Below are 14,744 nucleotides of genomic sequence, written 5' to 3' on the forward strand. Positions count from 1 at the left end.
AGTCAACGACGGGGGCCAGAGTACGGTCAGCGCGGCTCTGGAAAAGCCTAGCGAAAGAAGGGGGTTGCCCCTCCGAAGAAAGATCGGTGAATACCGTGGAGGGCGAACGAAGCGTCGTCGCGAAGGAATCCTGATACCTCTGTCAACATCCGCGTCGGGAAGAAACGCACCATGACGGGGCATACCTACCAGAATTGGCAGCTCGCGAAGCGACCCAGCCAACCCAAAGTTAGGTTGCCAACTATCGGTCGGACGAGGACGGCACGCGAACGAGACCCGGCTGCAACTCGAACACCTCCACGCCCTCCGGCGTGGAGCGTCCGATCTTGACCTGTTGCGCCATCACGCTGGCGCCGGGAGCCTGGCGAAAGTCCACGAACAGCCGGTCACCCTCGTGGCGTATCGCCTCCGGCGGCACGACGATGGCCTGTTCGTTGCGATAGGTGGTGACCGTCAGCTTGGCGCTCATTCCCAGACGAATCTTCTGCAACTGGCGGGGATCAAGCGGCGCTACCGACACCGTCACCTCGAACTGCGGGCTGCCTCCCTGGGCCATGCCGGGCAGAGCCTGACCACCGAGGGCGGCGATGACGCCCTCCAGCGTGGTGCCCTCGAAGCCGTCGCCACTGATTTCCACCGCCTGCCCTTCGCGCAACTGGTTGATATCCAGTTCGGAAACCTTCGCAGATACCTTCAGCCGCTCGACGCTGGCCAGGCCGAACAACGCCTGGCCCTGCCCCAGCTTGCTACCGGCCTGCACCGGTTCGCGGCTGCCCTGCTCGCCAGCCAGGCCGGGCGCCGCGACGACGATACCGGCAAAGGGCGCGCGCACCGTACGGCCATCCAGCTGGGCCTGCAGCGTCTCGTATTTCACGCTGGCGTTGGCCAGGTCCATTTCGGCGATCTGGCGATTCTCGCCCTGCCCCTTGGCGCGGGTCGACTCCACTTCCCGCCGGGCCGCCTCCAGGTCCATGCGCTGCTGGCTGGCCTGTTGTTCGAGATCGTCGAGTTCGTTGCGCGGGACGATCCCGCGCTGGAACAGCTCGCGGGTCTCGCGCAACTTGCGCTCGGTGCTGCTCTGCGCCAGCTGCGCGCTGCGCAGGGCACGACGGACCCGCGCCATGTCCTCGCCACGCTCCCAGTCGCGCAGGTCCTGCAGGGTGCGACGGGCCTTGAGCAACGCCGACTGTGCCTCGCGCACCTGCACGGCGATCTCGCGGGTGTCCATGCGTAGCAGCTCCTGTCCTTCCGCGACCCGCTGTCCCGGCTCCACCAGCAGCGCCTCGACATTGCCGGCGAAGGGCGCCGCCAGGGTCACCACACGCCCCGGCTCCAGGCGTCCGACCAGGCCGATCTGATGCACCAGCGGGGCCGCCCGCACGGCGACCCAGCGCTCCCCTTCCGTGCGTTTCGCGGTGCCGCCGGCGAGGACCAGCCAGGCCAGCGCCGCGACAACCGCCAGGCCGGCGGCGAGCGGCAATGCGGGCCGGCGCAGGAAGGAAAACCGGTCAGTGGTCATTGAGCGAAATCTCCCAGCTATCCAGGGTCATGCCGACGATCAGGTCGAGCTGCGTCTGCGCATTGAGAAACGAGATCAGGGCATTCAATTGGGTGTTCTCGACGTTGCGCAGGTCGGTCTCGAAGCTCAGCACCTGGAAGTTGCTCGAACGCCCGACGCGCAGCTTTTCCCGCTCGATCTCCAGCTTGCGCCGCGACAAGGCGGTGGCGCGCTGGGCGATCTGGTACTGGCGCCAGCGCGTGCCGAGGTCGCGCACCGCATCGATGACGTTCTGCTCCAGGGTCTGCCGGGCATCCTCGATCAGGATCTTCTGGTTCTCCACGTCGACCTGGGCGCGCACCTCGGCCTGCCGGCGGCTGAGGTCGCCGATGGGAATTTCCACCTGTACCCCGGCGTAGCTGTCCCAGCTGCGTGAATTGTCGCCACCGCCCTCGCTGTAGCGGTCGCGGATCTGGCTGGCGCCGCCCACCAGCGAGACATCCCACAGGCGCTGGTTCTTCGCCAGCACCAGGTTGAGGTCGGCCTGGCGACTGCCGATCAGGCGTTGCAGGTATTCCGGTTGCTGCTGCAGGGCGGTCCTGATCGCCTGCTGGCGGTCAACCTCGATCGGCGTGGCGGCCAGCGCATCGCTGGCGCGGATCTGCGTCGACAGGTCCAGCGCCAGCAGTTGCAGCAGGGCCAGGCGTGCGCTGTCGACCTGGTTGGCGGACTCCTCGACGTTGAGCTCCTGGCTGGCGACGTCGGCCTCGGTCTGCACGATCTCGAATTCGGCCATTCGCCCGGCGCGGATCATCGCCCGGTTGACCTCGAGCAGCTCCTGGGTCCGCGCCAGGGCTTCGCGAGAGATGCGCGCCTGCTCCTGGGCGCGCAGCAGCTCCCGGTAGGCACCGATGACCTGGCTGATGGTCTGCGACACGCTGGCCTTGAGTTGCAGGCGATTGGCGTCTTCGGAGAGACGTGCCAGGCGCAGCGGCGCGGTGGTGACGTCCCAGCCCGCATCGCGCAGCAACGGCTGGACGACGGTCAGGTCGAGGCCATCGCTGCGGTAGCGCCCGGCCTCGTCGGCGGTGCGGAACTGCTTCACCCAGGCCAGGCTGAAACGAGTGCCATATTCGCCAAGCAGGGTCGCGGTGGGCGAGACATTGCTGGTCCTCGTGCGGTCTTCGGTGGCGCGGTTGGCGCGATAGTCGCCGCGCACCACCAGCTTCGGGTTGAAGGCGTCGGCGGCGACCCGCAGGTCGAACTTCTGCGCGATCCGTTGCAGGTAGGCGCTACGGATTCCACGGTTGTTGCGCAGGCCAAGATAGACCGCGTCGCTCAGGCTGAGGTCGATCACCTGCTCGCTGAGCAGTACCGACCTGCCCTGCTCGCGGGCCATGCTCGGTACGTCCGGACTCAGCGCCGGGTTGACGCTGGCCGCCACCGGAAGAGCGGCGACCAGCCACAGCACGCCCAGGCCCCACCTATTCATCGCGCAGCGCCTCGACCGGTTGCAGGCGAGCCGCCGAGACCGCCGGATAGAGCCCGAAGAACAGCCCCACCAGCAGGGTACTGCCCATCCCCAGCGGCAGGGCCGCGTAGGCCAGAGAGAAGGTCCAGCCGGAGAACCTGGCGTAGAGATACGCAGCCGCCACGCCGAGCACCGCGCCCGACAGCGCGCCCGCGGCGGTCAGGGTCACCGCCTCGATCAGGAACAGGTTGCGGATGTCCCGCTGGCGCGCGCCCAGCGCCATGCGCACGCCGATTTCCCGGCGGCGTTCGGCGACACTCATCAGCATCACGTTCATCACTCCGACGCCGCCGCCGAGCAGGGAGATGATCCCCAGTCCGGCCAGCAGGTAAGTGAAGGTCCGGGTCTGCCGCTTGAGTCCATCGAGCACCTGCTGCGAGACCTGGACCTGCGCCTCGTGACCGGGCAACCGCGCCGTCAGGGCCGCGCCCAGGGCCGCGCCGACGCTATAGACGTCCGCTCCCGGCGAGACCCGCGCCACCACATGGCTGACCTCGGCGGCCGGCTGCAGGCGCGGCATGCCCGGCGCCGGCACGAACAGCGAGTCGTTGGCGGCGAACGGCAAGAGGGCGGCGCTGGCCTGCGGCTGGAGAATGCCGATCACGCGGAACAGATAGTCGTTGACCGTCAGTTGCTCGCCGAGGCGCAGCGGATCGCCGGGCGCCCCCAGGGCCTCGGCGATTGTCGCGCCCACCACCACGTAGGTGTCGTGATCGTCGAAGCGCGAGAGGAAACGTCCTTCGCGCAGCCGTAGCCTGGCGGCGGCTGCGAGCCCGGCGCTGGCGCCGACGATACTGGCGTTGCTGGTACGTCCGTGAAAGGTCACCGGGGCCGAGTACAGGCCCAGCGCCGCCAGGTGCTCCAGACCGGCCACGTCGCGGAGCAGCGGTTCGGTGTCGAGCGACGCCGGCATCGGCATCGGCGCCTGCGGGGCGAACGGGAACTGCACCACCAGGGTGTCGGTGCCCATGTCCTTGAAGATGCTCATCGCTTCGTCGGTCGCGTTGCTGCCGATGTTCAGCATCGCGATCACCGATGAACAGCCCATGACGATACCCAGCAACGCCAGCAGCGAGCGGCGCCCCAGCCCGCGAAGACTGGCGAGGGCCTCGTGAAGCAATTGCCGGGGCGACGGGCTGGCGCTCACCGGCAGGCCTCCGCCAGGTCCTCGTGCACCTCGCCATGCCGTACTGTCAGTTGGCGCCCGAGACGGGCCGCCAGGCCGGGATCGTGGGTGACCACCACCAGGGTCACCTGGCGCTCGCGGTTGAGCGTGAGAAGCAGCTCCAGCACTTCTTTCGCGGTGCTCGCGTCGAGGTTGCCGGTTGGTTCGTCGGCGAGGATCAGCGCCGGCTCGCCGACCAGCGCGCGAGCGATGGCGACGCGCTGCCGCTGGCCGCCGGAGAGGTCCGCCGGACGATGGCCGGCGCGCTCGGCCAGGCCGACCCGGGCGAGCATCGCCTCGGCCCGCTCCAGTGCCTCGCGGCGCGGCATCCCTCGATAGCTCAGGGGCAGCGCGACGTTGTCCAGCGCGTTCAGCCGCGGCAACAGGTTGAAGCTCTGGAAGACGAAGCCGATCAGGCGATTGCGGATCGCCGCCAGTCGGTCCCCGTCGACGCTGAAGATGTCGTGCTCGGCGAAGCGGTAGGCGCCGCTGTCCGGGCGGTCGAGCAGGCCGAGGATATTCAGCAGGGTGCTCTTGCCCGAGCCCGACGCGCCGACGATCGCGCAGCTTTCTCCGGGAAAGATGTCCAGGCAGACGTCTTTCAGTATCTGCAGCGGCTGCCCCCCCAGGAGGTAGCCCTTGCCGATCCCCTGCAGGGAGATCAATGATTCGTGCTTGTTTGTTGTTGGCATTCGCACCCGACCGCTCGCATCCCTTCAAGGCCCGCCCGGTCGTACCGCCGCAAGGCCGGCGATACAGGCCGAACGGCCATACTGCTGATGATGGAGACAGCGCACAAGCCGCCACCACCGGCAACGCTACCCCGAGGCGCCAGCGCCGAGCGAAGGTAGCGGCTGGTCCGCCCGGCCAATGCCGGTACTCGATTCCGCCGGGCTTCGCCATATGGCGCGGCCTCTCCGGGCAGGCGGTATTGAGCGCACGGATCGGCTGCGCAGACCACTAGCAGAGCTGACACCATCGCGGCCGTCGATGCACCCCCATCTTTAGTTAGGTGAAGGCTCAGGCATGCTGCTTGGGAGCCCCCCGGGTACCGCCGATGGAGGTGTCCTGCGCAGTTCCCATGTTCCCCTGCGCATGGCTCGTTGAATTCCAGGCATGAAAAAACCGCCGGCCGGCAACGCCGGCGGGCGGTTTCTCGAAGGCGCGCTTACGCCAGTTTCTTGTAGCGCACGCGGTGCGGCTGGGCCGCGGCGTCGCCCAGGCGCTTCTTGCGGTCGGCCTCGAACTCGGTGTAGTTGCCTTCGAAGAAGGTCACCTTGCCATCGTCCTCGTAGGAGAGGATGTGGGTGGCGATCCGGTCGAGGAACCAGCGGTCGTGGGAGATCACGATGGCAGCGCCGGGGAAGTCCAGCAGCGCTTCTTCCAGCGCGCGCAAGGTTTCCACGTCGAGGTCGTTGGACGGTTCGTCGAGCAGCAGCACGTTGCCGCCCTGCTTCAGGGTCAGGGCCAGGTGCAGACGGCCACGCTCACCGCCGGAGAGGTCCTTGACGAACTTCTGCTGGTCGGCGCCCTTGAAGTTGAAGCGACCGACATAGCTGCGCGAGGGGACTTCGTAGTTGCCGATCTTGATCTGCTCGAAACCGTCGGAAACCTGCTCCCACACGGTCTTGTTGCCTTCCAGGCTGTCACGGCTCTGGTCGACGCTGGCGATCTGCACGGTCTCGCCGATCTCGATGGTGCCGGAGTCCGGCTGCTCCTTGCCGGTGAGCATGCGGAACAGGGTCGACTTGCCCGCGCCGTTGCCGCCGATCACACCGACGATAGCGCCCTTGGGAATGCTCAGGGACAGGTTGTCGATCAGCACACGGTCGCCGTAGCCCTTGGTCACGTTGTGCAGTTCGATGACCTTGTCGCCCAGGCGCGGACCGGCCGGGATGTAGATCTCGTTGGTCTCGCTGCGCTTCTGGAATTCCTGCGACTGCAGTTCCTCGAAGCGCTGCAGGCGCGCCTTGGACTTGGCCTGGCGGCCCTTGGCGCCCTGGCGCACCCACTCCAGCTCGGCCTTCATGGCCTTGGCGTGGGAGGCTTCCTGCTTGGCTTCCTGGGCCAGGCGGGCGGCCTTGGATTCCAGCCAGCCGGAGTAGTTGCCTTCGAACGGGATGCCATGGCCACGGTCGAGTTCGAGGATCCAGCCGGCGACGTTGTCGAGGAAGTAGCGGTCGTGGGTGATCGCCACCACGGTGCCGGGGAAGTCGTGCAGGAAATGCTCCAGCCAGGCCACCGAGTCGGCGTCCAGGTGGTTGGTCGGTTCGTCCAGCAGCAGCATGTCGGGAGCCGACAGCAGCAGGCGGCACAGCGCTACGCGGCGCTTTTCGCCGCCGGACAGGTGCTCGACCTTGGCATCCCACGGCGGCAGGCGCAGGGCGTCGGCGGCGACTTCCAGTTGGCGTTCCAGGTTGTGTCCGTCGGATGCCTGGAGGATCGCCTCCAGCTTGGCCTGCTCGGCGGCCAGGGCGTCGAAGTCGGCATCCGGCTCGGCATAGGCGGCATAGACCTCGTCCAGCCGCGCCTGGGCCTGCTTGATCTGGCCGACGGCCTCTTCGACGATGTCGCGCACGGTGGCCTGCGGGTCCAGCTTGGGCTCCTGCGGCAGGTAGCCGACGTTGATCCCCGGCATCGGCCGGGCCTCGCCTTCGATCTCGGTGTCGACGCCGGCCATGATCCGCAGCAGGGTGGACTTGCCCGCGCCGTTCAGGCCGAGCACGCCGATCTTGGCGCCGGGGAAGAACGACAGGGAGATGTCCTTGAGGATTTCACGCTTGGGCGGAACGATCTTGCCGACCCGATGCATGGTGTAGACGTACTGAGCCAAAACGAGCACCTCATGAAGAAAAGGAAAAAAACTCGGCCAAGTATATGACAGACCGAGAGAAAGCTGGCCAGCCACCCCGGTTTTCGTGGGGCGAGGCGCTTTGCCGGCGAATGTTCGCCGTCCGATTCCAGGCCGCTACGGTGACGCTGAGCAGCGTACTGGCCGCCCTTACTGTCTCCGCTACCCTCGTCCTGTCAAAGGCGTTCTGCCTGAGCGAGGCGGCGACCATCGCCCCGTGCGAGGTCTGGGTGGGCCTGACACTGCTCGCGGCCATGGTGCTGCCTCTCAAGACCTGACGCGAAGCAAGGCGTGGGGAGATCCAGCCTGCTACAATTGATCCAAATCAGTCTCAAAAGAACAAAAAAAACCTCAAAAATGACACTCGCTCCCAGATCCGCCCAGCTACCCGACTCCCCGCACAGGGACAGTCTCGACCCAGCGCCAACCCCGTCGTCTCAGGACCAGCGTCTGCTCAAGGCCCTGGCCACCGCGATGGTCAATCATCCGCGCGCCACCATGGGAGAACTGGCGGAACTGGCAGGAGTGAGCAGGGCAACCCTGAACCGTCATTGCGGTACCCGCGAAGGTCTCAAGCGGCGCCTGGAAAGCCATGCCAGGAGTACCCTCGAACGCCTCACCCACAGCGCCGCCCTGCAGCGCCTGGAGCCGCGGGAAGCGCTACGCGAGCTGATCCGGGAACACCTCGCCCAGCGCGACCTGCTGGCGCTGCTGATGTTCGAGCAGAACCCGGGACGCCACGCCGGGCATGGGGACGCCAGTTGGCAGTCCTATGTCGAAGCCCTGGACGCCTTCTTCCTGCGCGGCCAGCAGAAGCGTGTGTTCCGTATCGATATCAGCGCGGCGACCTTCAGCGAACTCTTCATCGTCCTGATCTACGGCATGGTCGATGCCGAGCGCCGCGGTCGCGCGGCCAGCGCCGGGTTGTCCGCCACACTCGAGGAGCTGTTCCTGCGTGGCGCGTCGAACCCCGCACAACCTGCCAGCCCTTGAGCGGGCGGCAGTTGCCACCCGCTAGCACCGTTTCCCACACGTTTACCCGCTCAACTCCTGCCGCCTCGATGTACCACCAGGCTCCGTCCCTCGTCCCAGCCTCCGCCGAGCGCGCGGAACAGGTCGACCAGGGCGATCTGCCGCTGGGTGCTGCCGTCGATGAAGGCGATCTCGTTGAGGAAGCTGCTGCGCTGCGCATCGAGGTAGCGCAGGTGGTTGTCGACGCCACTCTCGTAGCGTGCCTTGGCCAGCTTCAGGGCTTCGTTGCTGCTGTTCGCCAGGGCGCGCAGGGCCTTCTCTTCGCGACGCAGGGTATCGCTGGCCGCCAGGGCGTCGGCGACCTCGCGGAAAGCGGTCTGGATGGTCCCCTCGTAGGCAGCCACCGCCGAATCCTTGCGCGCCTCGGCCAGGCTCAGGTTGGCACGGTTGCGCCCGCCATCGAAGATCGGCAGCGTCAGCGTCGGCAGGAAGCTCCAGGAGCGCGAGCCGCCATCGAACAGGCCGGACATTTCCGCGCTGGAGGTGCCGAAGCTGCCGGTCAGGCTGATGCGTGGGAAGAACGCCGCGCGCGCCGCGCCGATATCCGCGTTGCGCGCCCGCAAACGATGTTCGGCGGCAAGGATGTCGGGGCGTCGCTCGATCAGCTCGGACGGCGTGCCGGGAGCGATGTCCTGCAACAGCTTCGGCCGCTGCCCCGGACTCCGCGGAATCACCTGCGCGGCATCGTCGCTGCCCAGCAGCAACACCAGCGCGTTGAATGCCTGCTGTTTCTGCCGCAGGTTGCGCTCCTGCTCGGCGCGCGCCTGCTCCACCAGGCCAAGGGCTTCCTGGTAGTCCAGCGCGGTGGCGGCGCCGGCCGCGCGGCGCTGGTCGATCAGGGCGAAGGAATACTCGCGGCTGACCAGGGTCTGACGGGTCAGCGCCAGGCGCCGCAGGGCGCCGTCGTAGCTCAGGTAGGCCTGGCTGACCTCGGCGACCAGGGCGATCCGTGCCGCGCGCGCTGCCTCCTCGCTGGCCAGGTACTGTTGCAGGGCTGCGTCGGTCAGGCTCTTGACCCGACCGAAGAGGTCCAGTTCGTACTCCGGCAGGGCCAGCCCGACCTGGTAGCTGCTGGCCACTTCCGAGCGATTGCCGGCGGACAGGTCGGCCGGCTGCCGCTGGCGGTTGCCGGTGGCAGCGGCATTCAGGCCCGGAACCCGGTCGGCGCGCTGGATTCGGTACTGCGCGCGGGCCGCCTCGATATCCAGGAGGGTCTGGCGCAGCGAGCGGTTGTTATCCAGGGCCATGTCCACCAGGCGGCGTAGTTCGGCATCGACGATGAAACTCTTCCAATCCAGCGTGTCGATCGCCGCGCCCTGGCGCTGGGCGGCGGCGCCGCTCCAGCTGTCGGCCACCGGCGCGGCGGGACGTTCGTAGGTCGGCGCCATGGAGCAGGCGCCGAGGGTCAGGGCGATCAGCAGCGCCGATACGCCGAAAGCAGGTTTGCGCATCTCGTTCACTCCCCGGCCGAAGCGGCCTGTTCGATGGGTGCCGGCTTGCTGCGCAGCAGCGACAGCAGCCAGACGAAACAGATAGGTACGAACAGCACGCCGAGGAAGGTGGCGCTGAGCATCCCGCCGATCACTCCGGTGCCGATGGCACGCTGGCTCGCCGCGCCGGCACCGCTGGCCAGGGCCAGGGGTATCACGCCGAGGATGAACGCCATGGAAGTCATGATGATCGGCCGGAAGCGCAGGCGCGCGGCCTCGATGGCGGCGTCGCGCAGGCTATGCCCCTGCTCCCAGAGTTCCTTGGCGAACTCGACGATGAGAATCGCGTTCTTCGCCGAAAGACCGATGATGGTGATCAGGCCGACCTTGAAATACACGTCGTTGGACATACCGCTGACCATCACCGCGAGCACCGCGCCGATGGCGCCGATCGGCACGATCAGCATCACCGACAGCGGGATCGACCAGCTCTCGTAGAGCGCCACCAGCAACAGGAACACCACCAGGATAGCGAGGGCGAACAGGCTGGTGGCCTGCCCGGCGGAGACCTTCTCCTGATAGGACAGGCCGGTCCACTCGTAGCCGATGCCGGCCGGCAGCTGCGCGGCCAGGCGCTCCATTTCCGCCATGGCTTCGCCGGTGCTGAAGCCGGGCGCGGCGTCACCGACGATGCGGATCGACGGGTAGCCGTTATAGCGCACCAATTGCACCGGTCCCTCTTCCCATTTCACGCTGACGAAGGCGCTGAGCGGTACCAGGTTGCCAGCAGCGTTAGGCACGTATAGCTCGAGCACGCTTTCCGGGGTCATCCGGTTGCCCTGTTCGGCCTGGATCACCACCCGCTGTTGGCGCCCCGCATTGGTGAAGTCGTTGATCACCTCCGAGCCGAAGGCAGCGGACAGCGTGCCGCTGATGGTCTCGAAGCTCACCCCCAGGGCGCGGGCCTTCTCCCGGTCGATCAACAGGCGCAGTTGCGGCGCTTCGGCCAGTCCTTCCATCATCGCGTAAAGGAATTTCGGGTTGGTCTGGATCTCACCAAGAAGAGTATCGCGAGCCTGCAGCAGCGCTTCGCGGCCGACCCCGCTACGGTCCATCAGGCGCAATGCGAAGCCGCCGGAGTTACCCAGACCGTTGATCGGTGGCGGCGACACGGCCATGACCGTGCCATCGTCGGGCAGCGCGAAATGCTCGTTCAGCGCGGCGATCTCGGCGGCGGCCGACTGCTCGGCGCCTCGCTCGGACCAGTCCTTGAAGGTCGGGAAGGCCAGCGCGGCATTGTCGCCCTGGCCTGAGAAGCTGAAGCCCGAGATCAGGAACACCGAAGCCACCGCCTCGCGGGACTTGAGGAAGCGCTCGAGTTCCTCGCCGGTGGCATCGGTGCGCACGCGCGAAGCGCCAGGCGGCAGTTGCACGTCGACCACCATGTAGCCGAGGTCTTCCGCCGGCACGAAGGCTTCCGGCAGGCGCAGGTAGAAGTAGCCGAGCATGGCCACCAGGCCGGCGTACACCAGCATGAAGCGTCCGGCGCGCGCCACCAGCTTCGAGTTGAGCAGCGAATAGCGCTCGGTGACGCGGGCGAAGCCACGGTTGAAGGCGCCGAAGAAGCCGCGCTTCTCGTGGTGCCCTTCGGGAATGGGCTTGAGCAGCGTGGCGCACAGCGCCGGGGTGAAGGTCAGGGCGAGGAAGCCGGAGAACAGGATCGAGACCGCCAGCGACACCGAGAACTGCTGGTAGATCACCCCCACCGAACCGGCCATGAAAGCCAGCGGCAGGAACACCGCCGAGAGCACCAGGGTGATGCCGACGATGGCGCCGGATACCTGCTTCATCGCCTTGACCGTGGCCTCGGCCGGGGAAATCCCCTCCTCCGCCATGATCCGCTCGACGTTCTCCACCACCACGATGGCGTCGTCCACCAGGATGCCGATCGCCAGGACCATGCCGAACATGGTCATCATGTTCACCGAGAACCCCAGCAGGTACATCACCATCAGCGTACCCAGCAGGCACACCGGCACCACGATGGACGGGATCAGGGTGTAGCGGACGTTCTGCAGGAACAGGAACATCACCAGGAACACCAGGACCATCGCTTCGATCAGGGTGTGGATCACCTTCTCGATGGCCACGTCGACGAAGCGCGAGGTGTCGTAGGGCACGCTGTACTGCATGTCCTCGGGGAAGAACGCCGACAGTTCGGCGAGACGCTGTTTCACCAGGGTAGCGGTCTGGATCGCGTTGGCCCCGGGCGACAGCTGGATAGCCCCGCCCACGGTGGGCGTGCCGTTCAGTCGCGAGGAAATGTTGTAGCTCTCCTTGCCGAGTTCCAGGCGCGCGACATCGGCGAGCCGGACCAGCGAGCCGTCCTCGTTGGCGCGCAGCACTACCTGGCCGAACTCCTGCGGATCGTCCAGGGTGCCCTTCACCGCCAGGGTCGCCGTCAGCTCCTGCGCGGAACTGCCCGGTGCGCTGCCGAAGGCGCCGGCCGGCACCTGCACGTTCTGCCCGCGGATGGCATTGCTCACGTCGTCGATGGAGAGGCCGAAGCCCACCAGCTTCTGCGGATCGATCCAGACCCGCATGGCCGCCTCGGAAGAGAAGAATTGCAGCTTGCCGACGCCCGGCAGGCGCCGCAGCTCGTTGTTGATATTGCGCGCGGCGTAGTCGCCGAGGGCGGTGGTGTCGCTGCGCTGAGCGCCTTCCTTGTAGCTGAGCGCATAGATCAGCAGGAAACCGGCGCTGGTCTGCTCGACCTGCAGGCCCTGGGTCAGCACCGCCTGCGGCATGCGCGCCTCGGCTTTCTTCAGGCGGTTCTGCACGTCCACCTGGGCCAGGTCCGGATCGGTGCCCGGCTCGAAGGTGACGACGATCTCGGCGCTGCCGTTGGAGTTGTTGGTCGACTCGAAGTAGAGCAGGCCCTTGGCGCCGTTCAGCGACTCCTCGAGCACGCTGGTGACGGAGTCCACCAGCACTTTCGCCGAGGCGCCGGGATAGGTGGCGGTGATGGTGATCTGTGGCGGCGCGACATTGGGGTACTGCGCTACCGGCAATTTGGAAATGACCAGCAGGCCGGCCAGGGAGATGAACAGGGCCACCACCCAGGCGAAGTTCGGCCGCTTGATGAAGAATTCGGACATCGGAAAATCCTCGGGGCGAACCCGCCCTTACTGTTGCGGCACGGACGACTGGGCTTGCGTCTGGGCACCATCCGGCTTCGGCACGATCTTCACCCCCGGCTGCACCGCAGCCAGGCCGCCGACTATGACCCGGTCACCCGGCTCCAGGCCCTCGGTGATCTGCCAGCGCGCCCCCTGCATGACGCCGGTACCGACGCTGCGCGCCTCGGCGCGCTCGTCGGCGCCCACCACCATCACCTGGGCGCTGCCGTCGCTGGAGCGGCGCACGGCCCGTTGCGGCACCAGGATCGCCTGGTTGTCGATGCCCTGGGGCGTACGTACGCGCACGTACATGCCCGGCAGCAGGACCCCGTCGGGGTTGGTGAACTTGCCGCGCAGGGCGATCTGGCCGGTGCCGCGATCCACCTCCACGTCGGCGAACTGCAACGCGCCCTGGCGCTGGTAGGGCGTCCCTTCGACGCGCAGGGTCAGCGCCTGGCTGTCGCCTGCGGCCAAGGTGCCTTTCTTCAGGGCGTCGCGCAGGCGCAGGGCCTCGGCCGCGGTCTGGGTGAAATCCGCATAGATCGGATCGAGCTGCTGGATACGCGCCATCAGCGTCGCCTCGCCCTGCCCGACCAGCGCGCCCTCGGTCACCAGCGCGCGGCCGATGCGCCCGGAGATCGGCGCAGTGACCGAGGCGTAGCCGAGGTTCAGGCGCGCGGTCTCCAGGTCGGCCTGGGCCGAGCGGGTCGCCGCCTCGGCGCTGCGCAGGTCGGCGGTGGCGGTATCGAAGTCCTGCTGGCTGACCGCCTGGATCTTCACCAGCGGCTCGTAGCGACGCACCCGCGCCTGCGCCTCGAACAGCACCGCGCGGTTCCGCGCCAGCTCACCCTCGGCGCGCGACACCGCAGCCTTCAGCGGTGCCGGATCGATCTGGAACAGCAGGTCGCCAGCCTTGACGTCGGCGCCCTCCTCGAAGCGCTTCCGCACGACGATGCCGGCCACCCGCGCGCGCACCTCGGCGACCCGCACCGGTTCGATCCGCCCAGGCAGTTCCGAACTCAGCGCCAGGGGCTCGGCCTGCACCGTCAGGACCTCCACCGGCAACACCATTTCGGCGGCCTCCTGTCGCTCTTCCGCCGGCCCACAACCCGCCAACGCGATGGCCATAGCCAACGCCCCGATCCTTCCTATTGCACGCAAATCAGCCATGACCCACCCGACCGTTGATTGAAAACGGATCGAATGGTACTTTTTCGAGCTAATTGAGTCAATATTGTCTCAAATGATCTTTTGAAAGCTAATTCCTTTGGACGCGAGGCCAGTTTTCTGCACAATGCGCACAATCAGAAAAACCAACCGGGACCCATCGATGACCCTGATTTCCCATGACGAGCGACTCATCAAGGCGCTGGCAGTCGCTATCGTCGACCGCCCGCGAGCGACGCTGAAGGAACTGGCCGAGGCGGCCGGCGTAAGCAAGGCCACCCTGCACCGCTTCTGCGGCACGCGGGACAACCTGGTGCAGATGCTCGAGGACCACGGAGAGACCGTACTGAACCAGATCATCCAGGCCTGCGACCTGGAGCATGCCGAGCCTCTGGAGGCGTTGCAGCGCCTGATCAAGGAACACCTCACCCACCGCGAGCTGCTGGTATTCCTGGTATTCCAGTACCGCCCGGACTTCCTCGACCCGCACGGCGAAGGCGCACGCTGGCAGTCCTACCTGGAAGCGCTGGACGCCTTCTTCCTGCGCGGACAGCAGAAAGGCGTGTTTCGCATCGACATCACGGCAGCCGTGTTCACCGAACTGTTCATCACCCTGGTCTACGGCATGGTCGATGCGGAACGCCGCGGACGGGCGGCCAGCTCCAATTCCGCGCATACCCTGGAGCAGATGTTCCTCCACGGCGCTTCCAATCCGGCGCGCTCCTGACCCTTGCGCCCGCGGCGGCGCCCCTCTCGTCGCCGCATGGCACGGACCGATCCGCGTGCCGTCGACTTCGGCCGCCCGGAGGCCTGCTCGACACTCGGGAAGATCAGTCGTCACCGGTCCTGCGACAAAGTGCCTCGACAGCCGGAAAGGACCGTGACGCTCGT

11 protein-coding genes are annotated in these 14,744 nt (G+C 67.0%); 3 read left to right on the forward strand and 8 right to left on the reverse strand.

The window, feature by feature from the left end; translation table 11 throughout:
- Positions 1 to 241: 241 nt before the first annotated feature.
- The 5 genes from VQ067_RS25205 to ettA all read right to left on the reverse strand — a co-directional run bounded on the left by VQ067_RS25205 (position 242) and on the right by ettA (position 7,027).
- Entirely contained in the window at positions 242 to 1,519 is a 1,278-nt protein-coding gene (locus tag VQ067_RS25205) for an efflux RND transporter periplasmic adaptor subunit (protein WP_003094821.1), read from the reverse strand.
- Positions 1,509 to 2,990: a TolC family protein gene (locus tag VQ067_RS25210; protein ID WP_016562356.1), complete on the reverse strand. Its 1,482-nt coding sequence runs from the start codon at positions 2,988 to 2,990 to the stop codon at positions 1,509 to 1,511. Before VQ067_RS25210 ends, VQ067_RS25205 begins: the two co-directional genes overlap by 11 nt.
- The gene (locus VQ067_RS25215; RefSeq protein WP_003103140.1) at positions 2,983 to 4,176 is read right to left on the reverse strand and encodes an ABC transporter permease; all 1,194 of its coding nucleotides are present in this window, start codon (positions 4,174 to 4,176) and stop codon (positions 2,983 to 2,985) included. Before VQ067_RS25215 ends, VQ067_RS25210 begins: the two co-directional genes overlap by 8 nt.
- Positions 4,173 to 4,859: an ABC transporter ATP-binding protein gene (locus tag VQ067_RS25220; protein ID WP_003112804.1), complete on the reverse strand. Its 687-nt coding sequence runs from the start codon at positions 4,857 to 4,859 to the stop codon at positions 4,173 to 4,175. Before VQ067_RS25220 ends, VQ067_RS25215 begins: the two co-directional genes overlap by 4 nt.
- 503 nt (positions 4,860 to 5,362) lie before the next feature.
- Complete coding sequence (ettA, locus tag VQ067_RS25225) at positions 5,363 to 7,027, reverse strand: energy-dependent translational throttle protein EttA (protein WP_021264104.1); 1,665 nt, start codon at positions 7,025 to 7,027, stop codon at positions 5,363 to 5,365.
- A gap of 110 nt (positions 7,028 to 7,137) precedes the next feature.
- On the opposite strand from ettA, the gene VQ067_RS25230 reads away from it, so the two are divergent.
- Positions 7,138 to 7,323, forward strand: a complete 186-nt coding sequence (locus VQ067_RS25230) for a hypothetical protein (RefSeq protein ID WP_169311245.1) — start codon at positions 7,138 to 7,140, stop codon at positions 7,321 to 7,323.
- A gap of 196 nt (positions 7,324 to 7,519) precedes the next feature.
- Positions 7,520 to 8,038 (forward strand): TetR/AcrR family transcriptional regulator EscR, encoded by a 519-nt coding sequence (gene escR, locus VQ067_RS25235; protein WP_003134987.1) that lies wholly within the window; start codon positions 7,520 to 7,522, stop codon positions 8,036 to 8,038.
- A 50-nt stretch (positions 8,039 to 8,088) separates the two neighbouring features.
- On the opposite strand, the gene oprJ is transcribed toward escR, so the two are convergent.
- The 3 genes from oprJ to mexC are packed head-to-tail and all read right to left on the reverse strand — an operon-like array spanning position 8,089 to position 13,856.
- On the reverse strand, positions 8,089 to 9,528 hold the full coding sequence (gene oprJ, locus VQ067_RS25240) for a multidrug efflux transporter outer membrane subunit OprJ (RefSeq protein ID WP_031686585.1): 1,440 nt from the start codon (positions 9,526 to 9,528) through the stop codon (positions 8,089 to 8,091).
- Between the two features lie 5 nt (positions 9,529 to 9,533).
- Positions 9,534 to 12,665 carry a multidrug efflux RND transporter permease subunit MexD gene (mexD, locus tag VQ067_RS25245; RefSeq protein ID WP_003134989.1) on the reverse strand — a complete coding sequence of 1,044 codons (3,132 nt, stop codon included), beginning with the start codon at positions 12,663 to 12,665 and terminating at the stop codon, positions 9,534 to 9,536.
- Between the two features lie 27 nt (positions 12,666 to 12,692).
- The gene (gene mexC / locus VQ067_RS25250) at positions 12,693 to 13,856 is read right to left on the reverse strand and encodes a multidrug efflux RND transporter periplasmic adaptor subunit MexC (protein WP_317951630.1); all 1,164 of its coding nucleotides are present in this window, start codon (positions 13,854 to 13,856) and stop codon (positions 12,693 to 12,695) included.
- Positions 13,857 to 14,016: 160 nt separating this feature from the next.
- Between mexC and nfxB the strand changes: the two genes are divergently transcribed.
- Positions 14,017 to 14,580, forward strand: a complete 564-nt coding sequence (gene nfxB, locus VQ067_RS25255) for an efflux pump transcriptional repressor NfxB (RefSeq protein WP_003094842.1) — start codon at positions 14,017 to 14,019, stop codon at positions 14,578 to 14,580.
- Positions 14,581 to 14,744 lie beyond the last annotated feature (164 nt).

It is taken from the genome of Pseudomonas sp. KBN12P06040, from assembly GCF_037574965.1.
Taxonomy (GTDB): Bacteria; Pseudomonadota; Gammaproteobacteria; order Pseudomonadales; family Pseudomonadaceae; genus Pseudomonas; species Pseudomonas aeruginosa.

What these genes read in the sequence shown, in the direction of transcription:
- oprJ (WP_031686585.1), bottom strand. Translation starts at nt 9,528, where the DNA reads ATGCGCAAACCTGCTTTCGGCGTATCGGCGCTGCTGATCGCCCTGACC.
- escR (WP_003134987.1), top strand. Translation starts at nt 7,520, where the DNA reads ATGGTCAATCATCCGCGCGCCACCATGGGAGAACTGGCGGAACTGGCA.
- VQ067_RS25205 (WP_003094821.1), bottom strand. Translation starts at nt 1,519, where the DNA reads ATGACCACTGACCGGTTTTCCTTCCTGCGCCGGCCCGCATTGCCGCTC.
- nfxB (WP_003094842.1), top strand. Translation starts at nt 14,017, where the DNA reads ATGACCCTGATTTCCCATGACGAGCGACTCATCAAGGCGCTGGCAGTC.
- mexD (WP_003134989.1), bottom strand. Translation starts at nt 12,665, where the DNA reads ATGTCCGAATTCTTCATCAAGCGGCCGAACTTCGCCTGGGTGGTGGCC.
- VQ067_RS25230 (WP_169311245.1), top strand. Translation starts at nt 7,138, where the DNA reads ATGTTCGCCGTCCGATTCCAGGCCGCTACGGTGACGCTGAGCAGCGTA.
- VQ067_RS25210 (WP_016562356.1), bottom strand. Translation starts at nt 2,990, where the DNA reads ATGAATAGGTGGGGCCTGGGCGTGCTGTGGCTGGTCGCCGCTCTTCCG.
- mexC (WP_317951630.1), bottom strand. Translation starts at nt 13,856, where the DNA reads ATGGCTGATTTGCGTGCAATAGGAAGGATCGGGGCGTTGGCTATGGCC.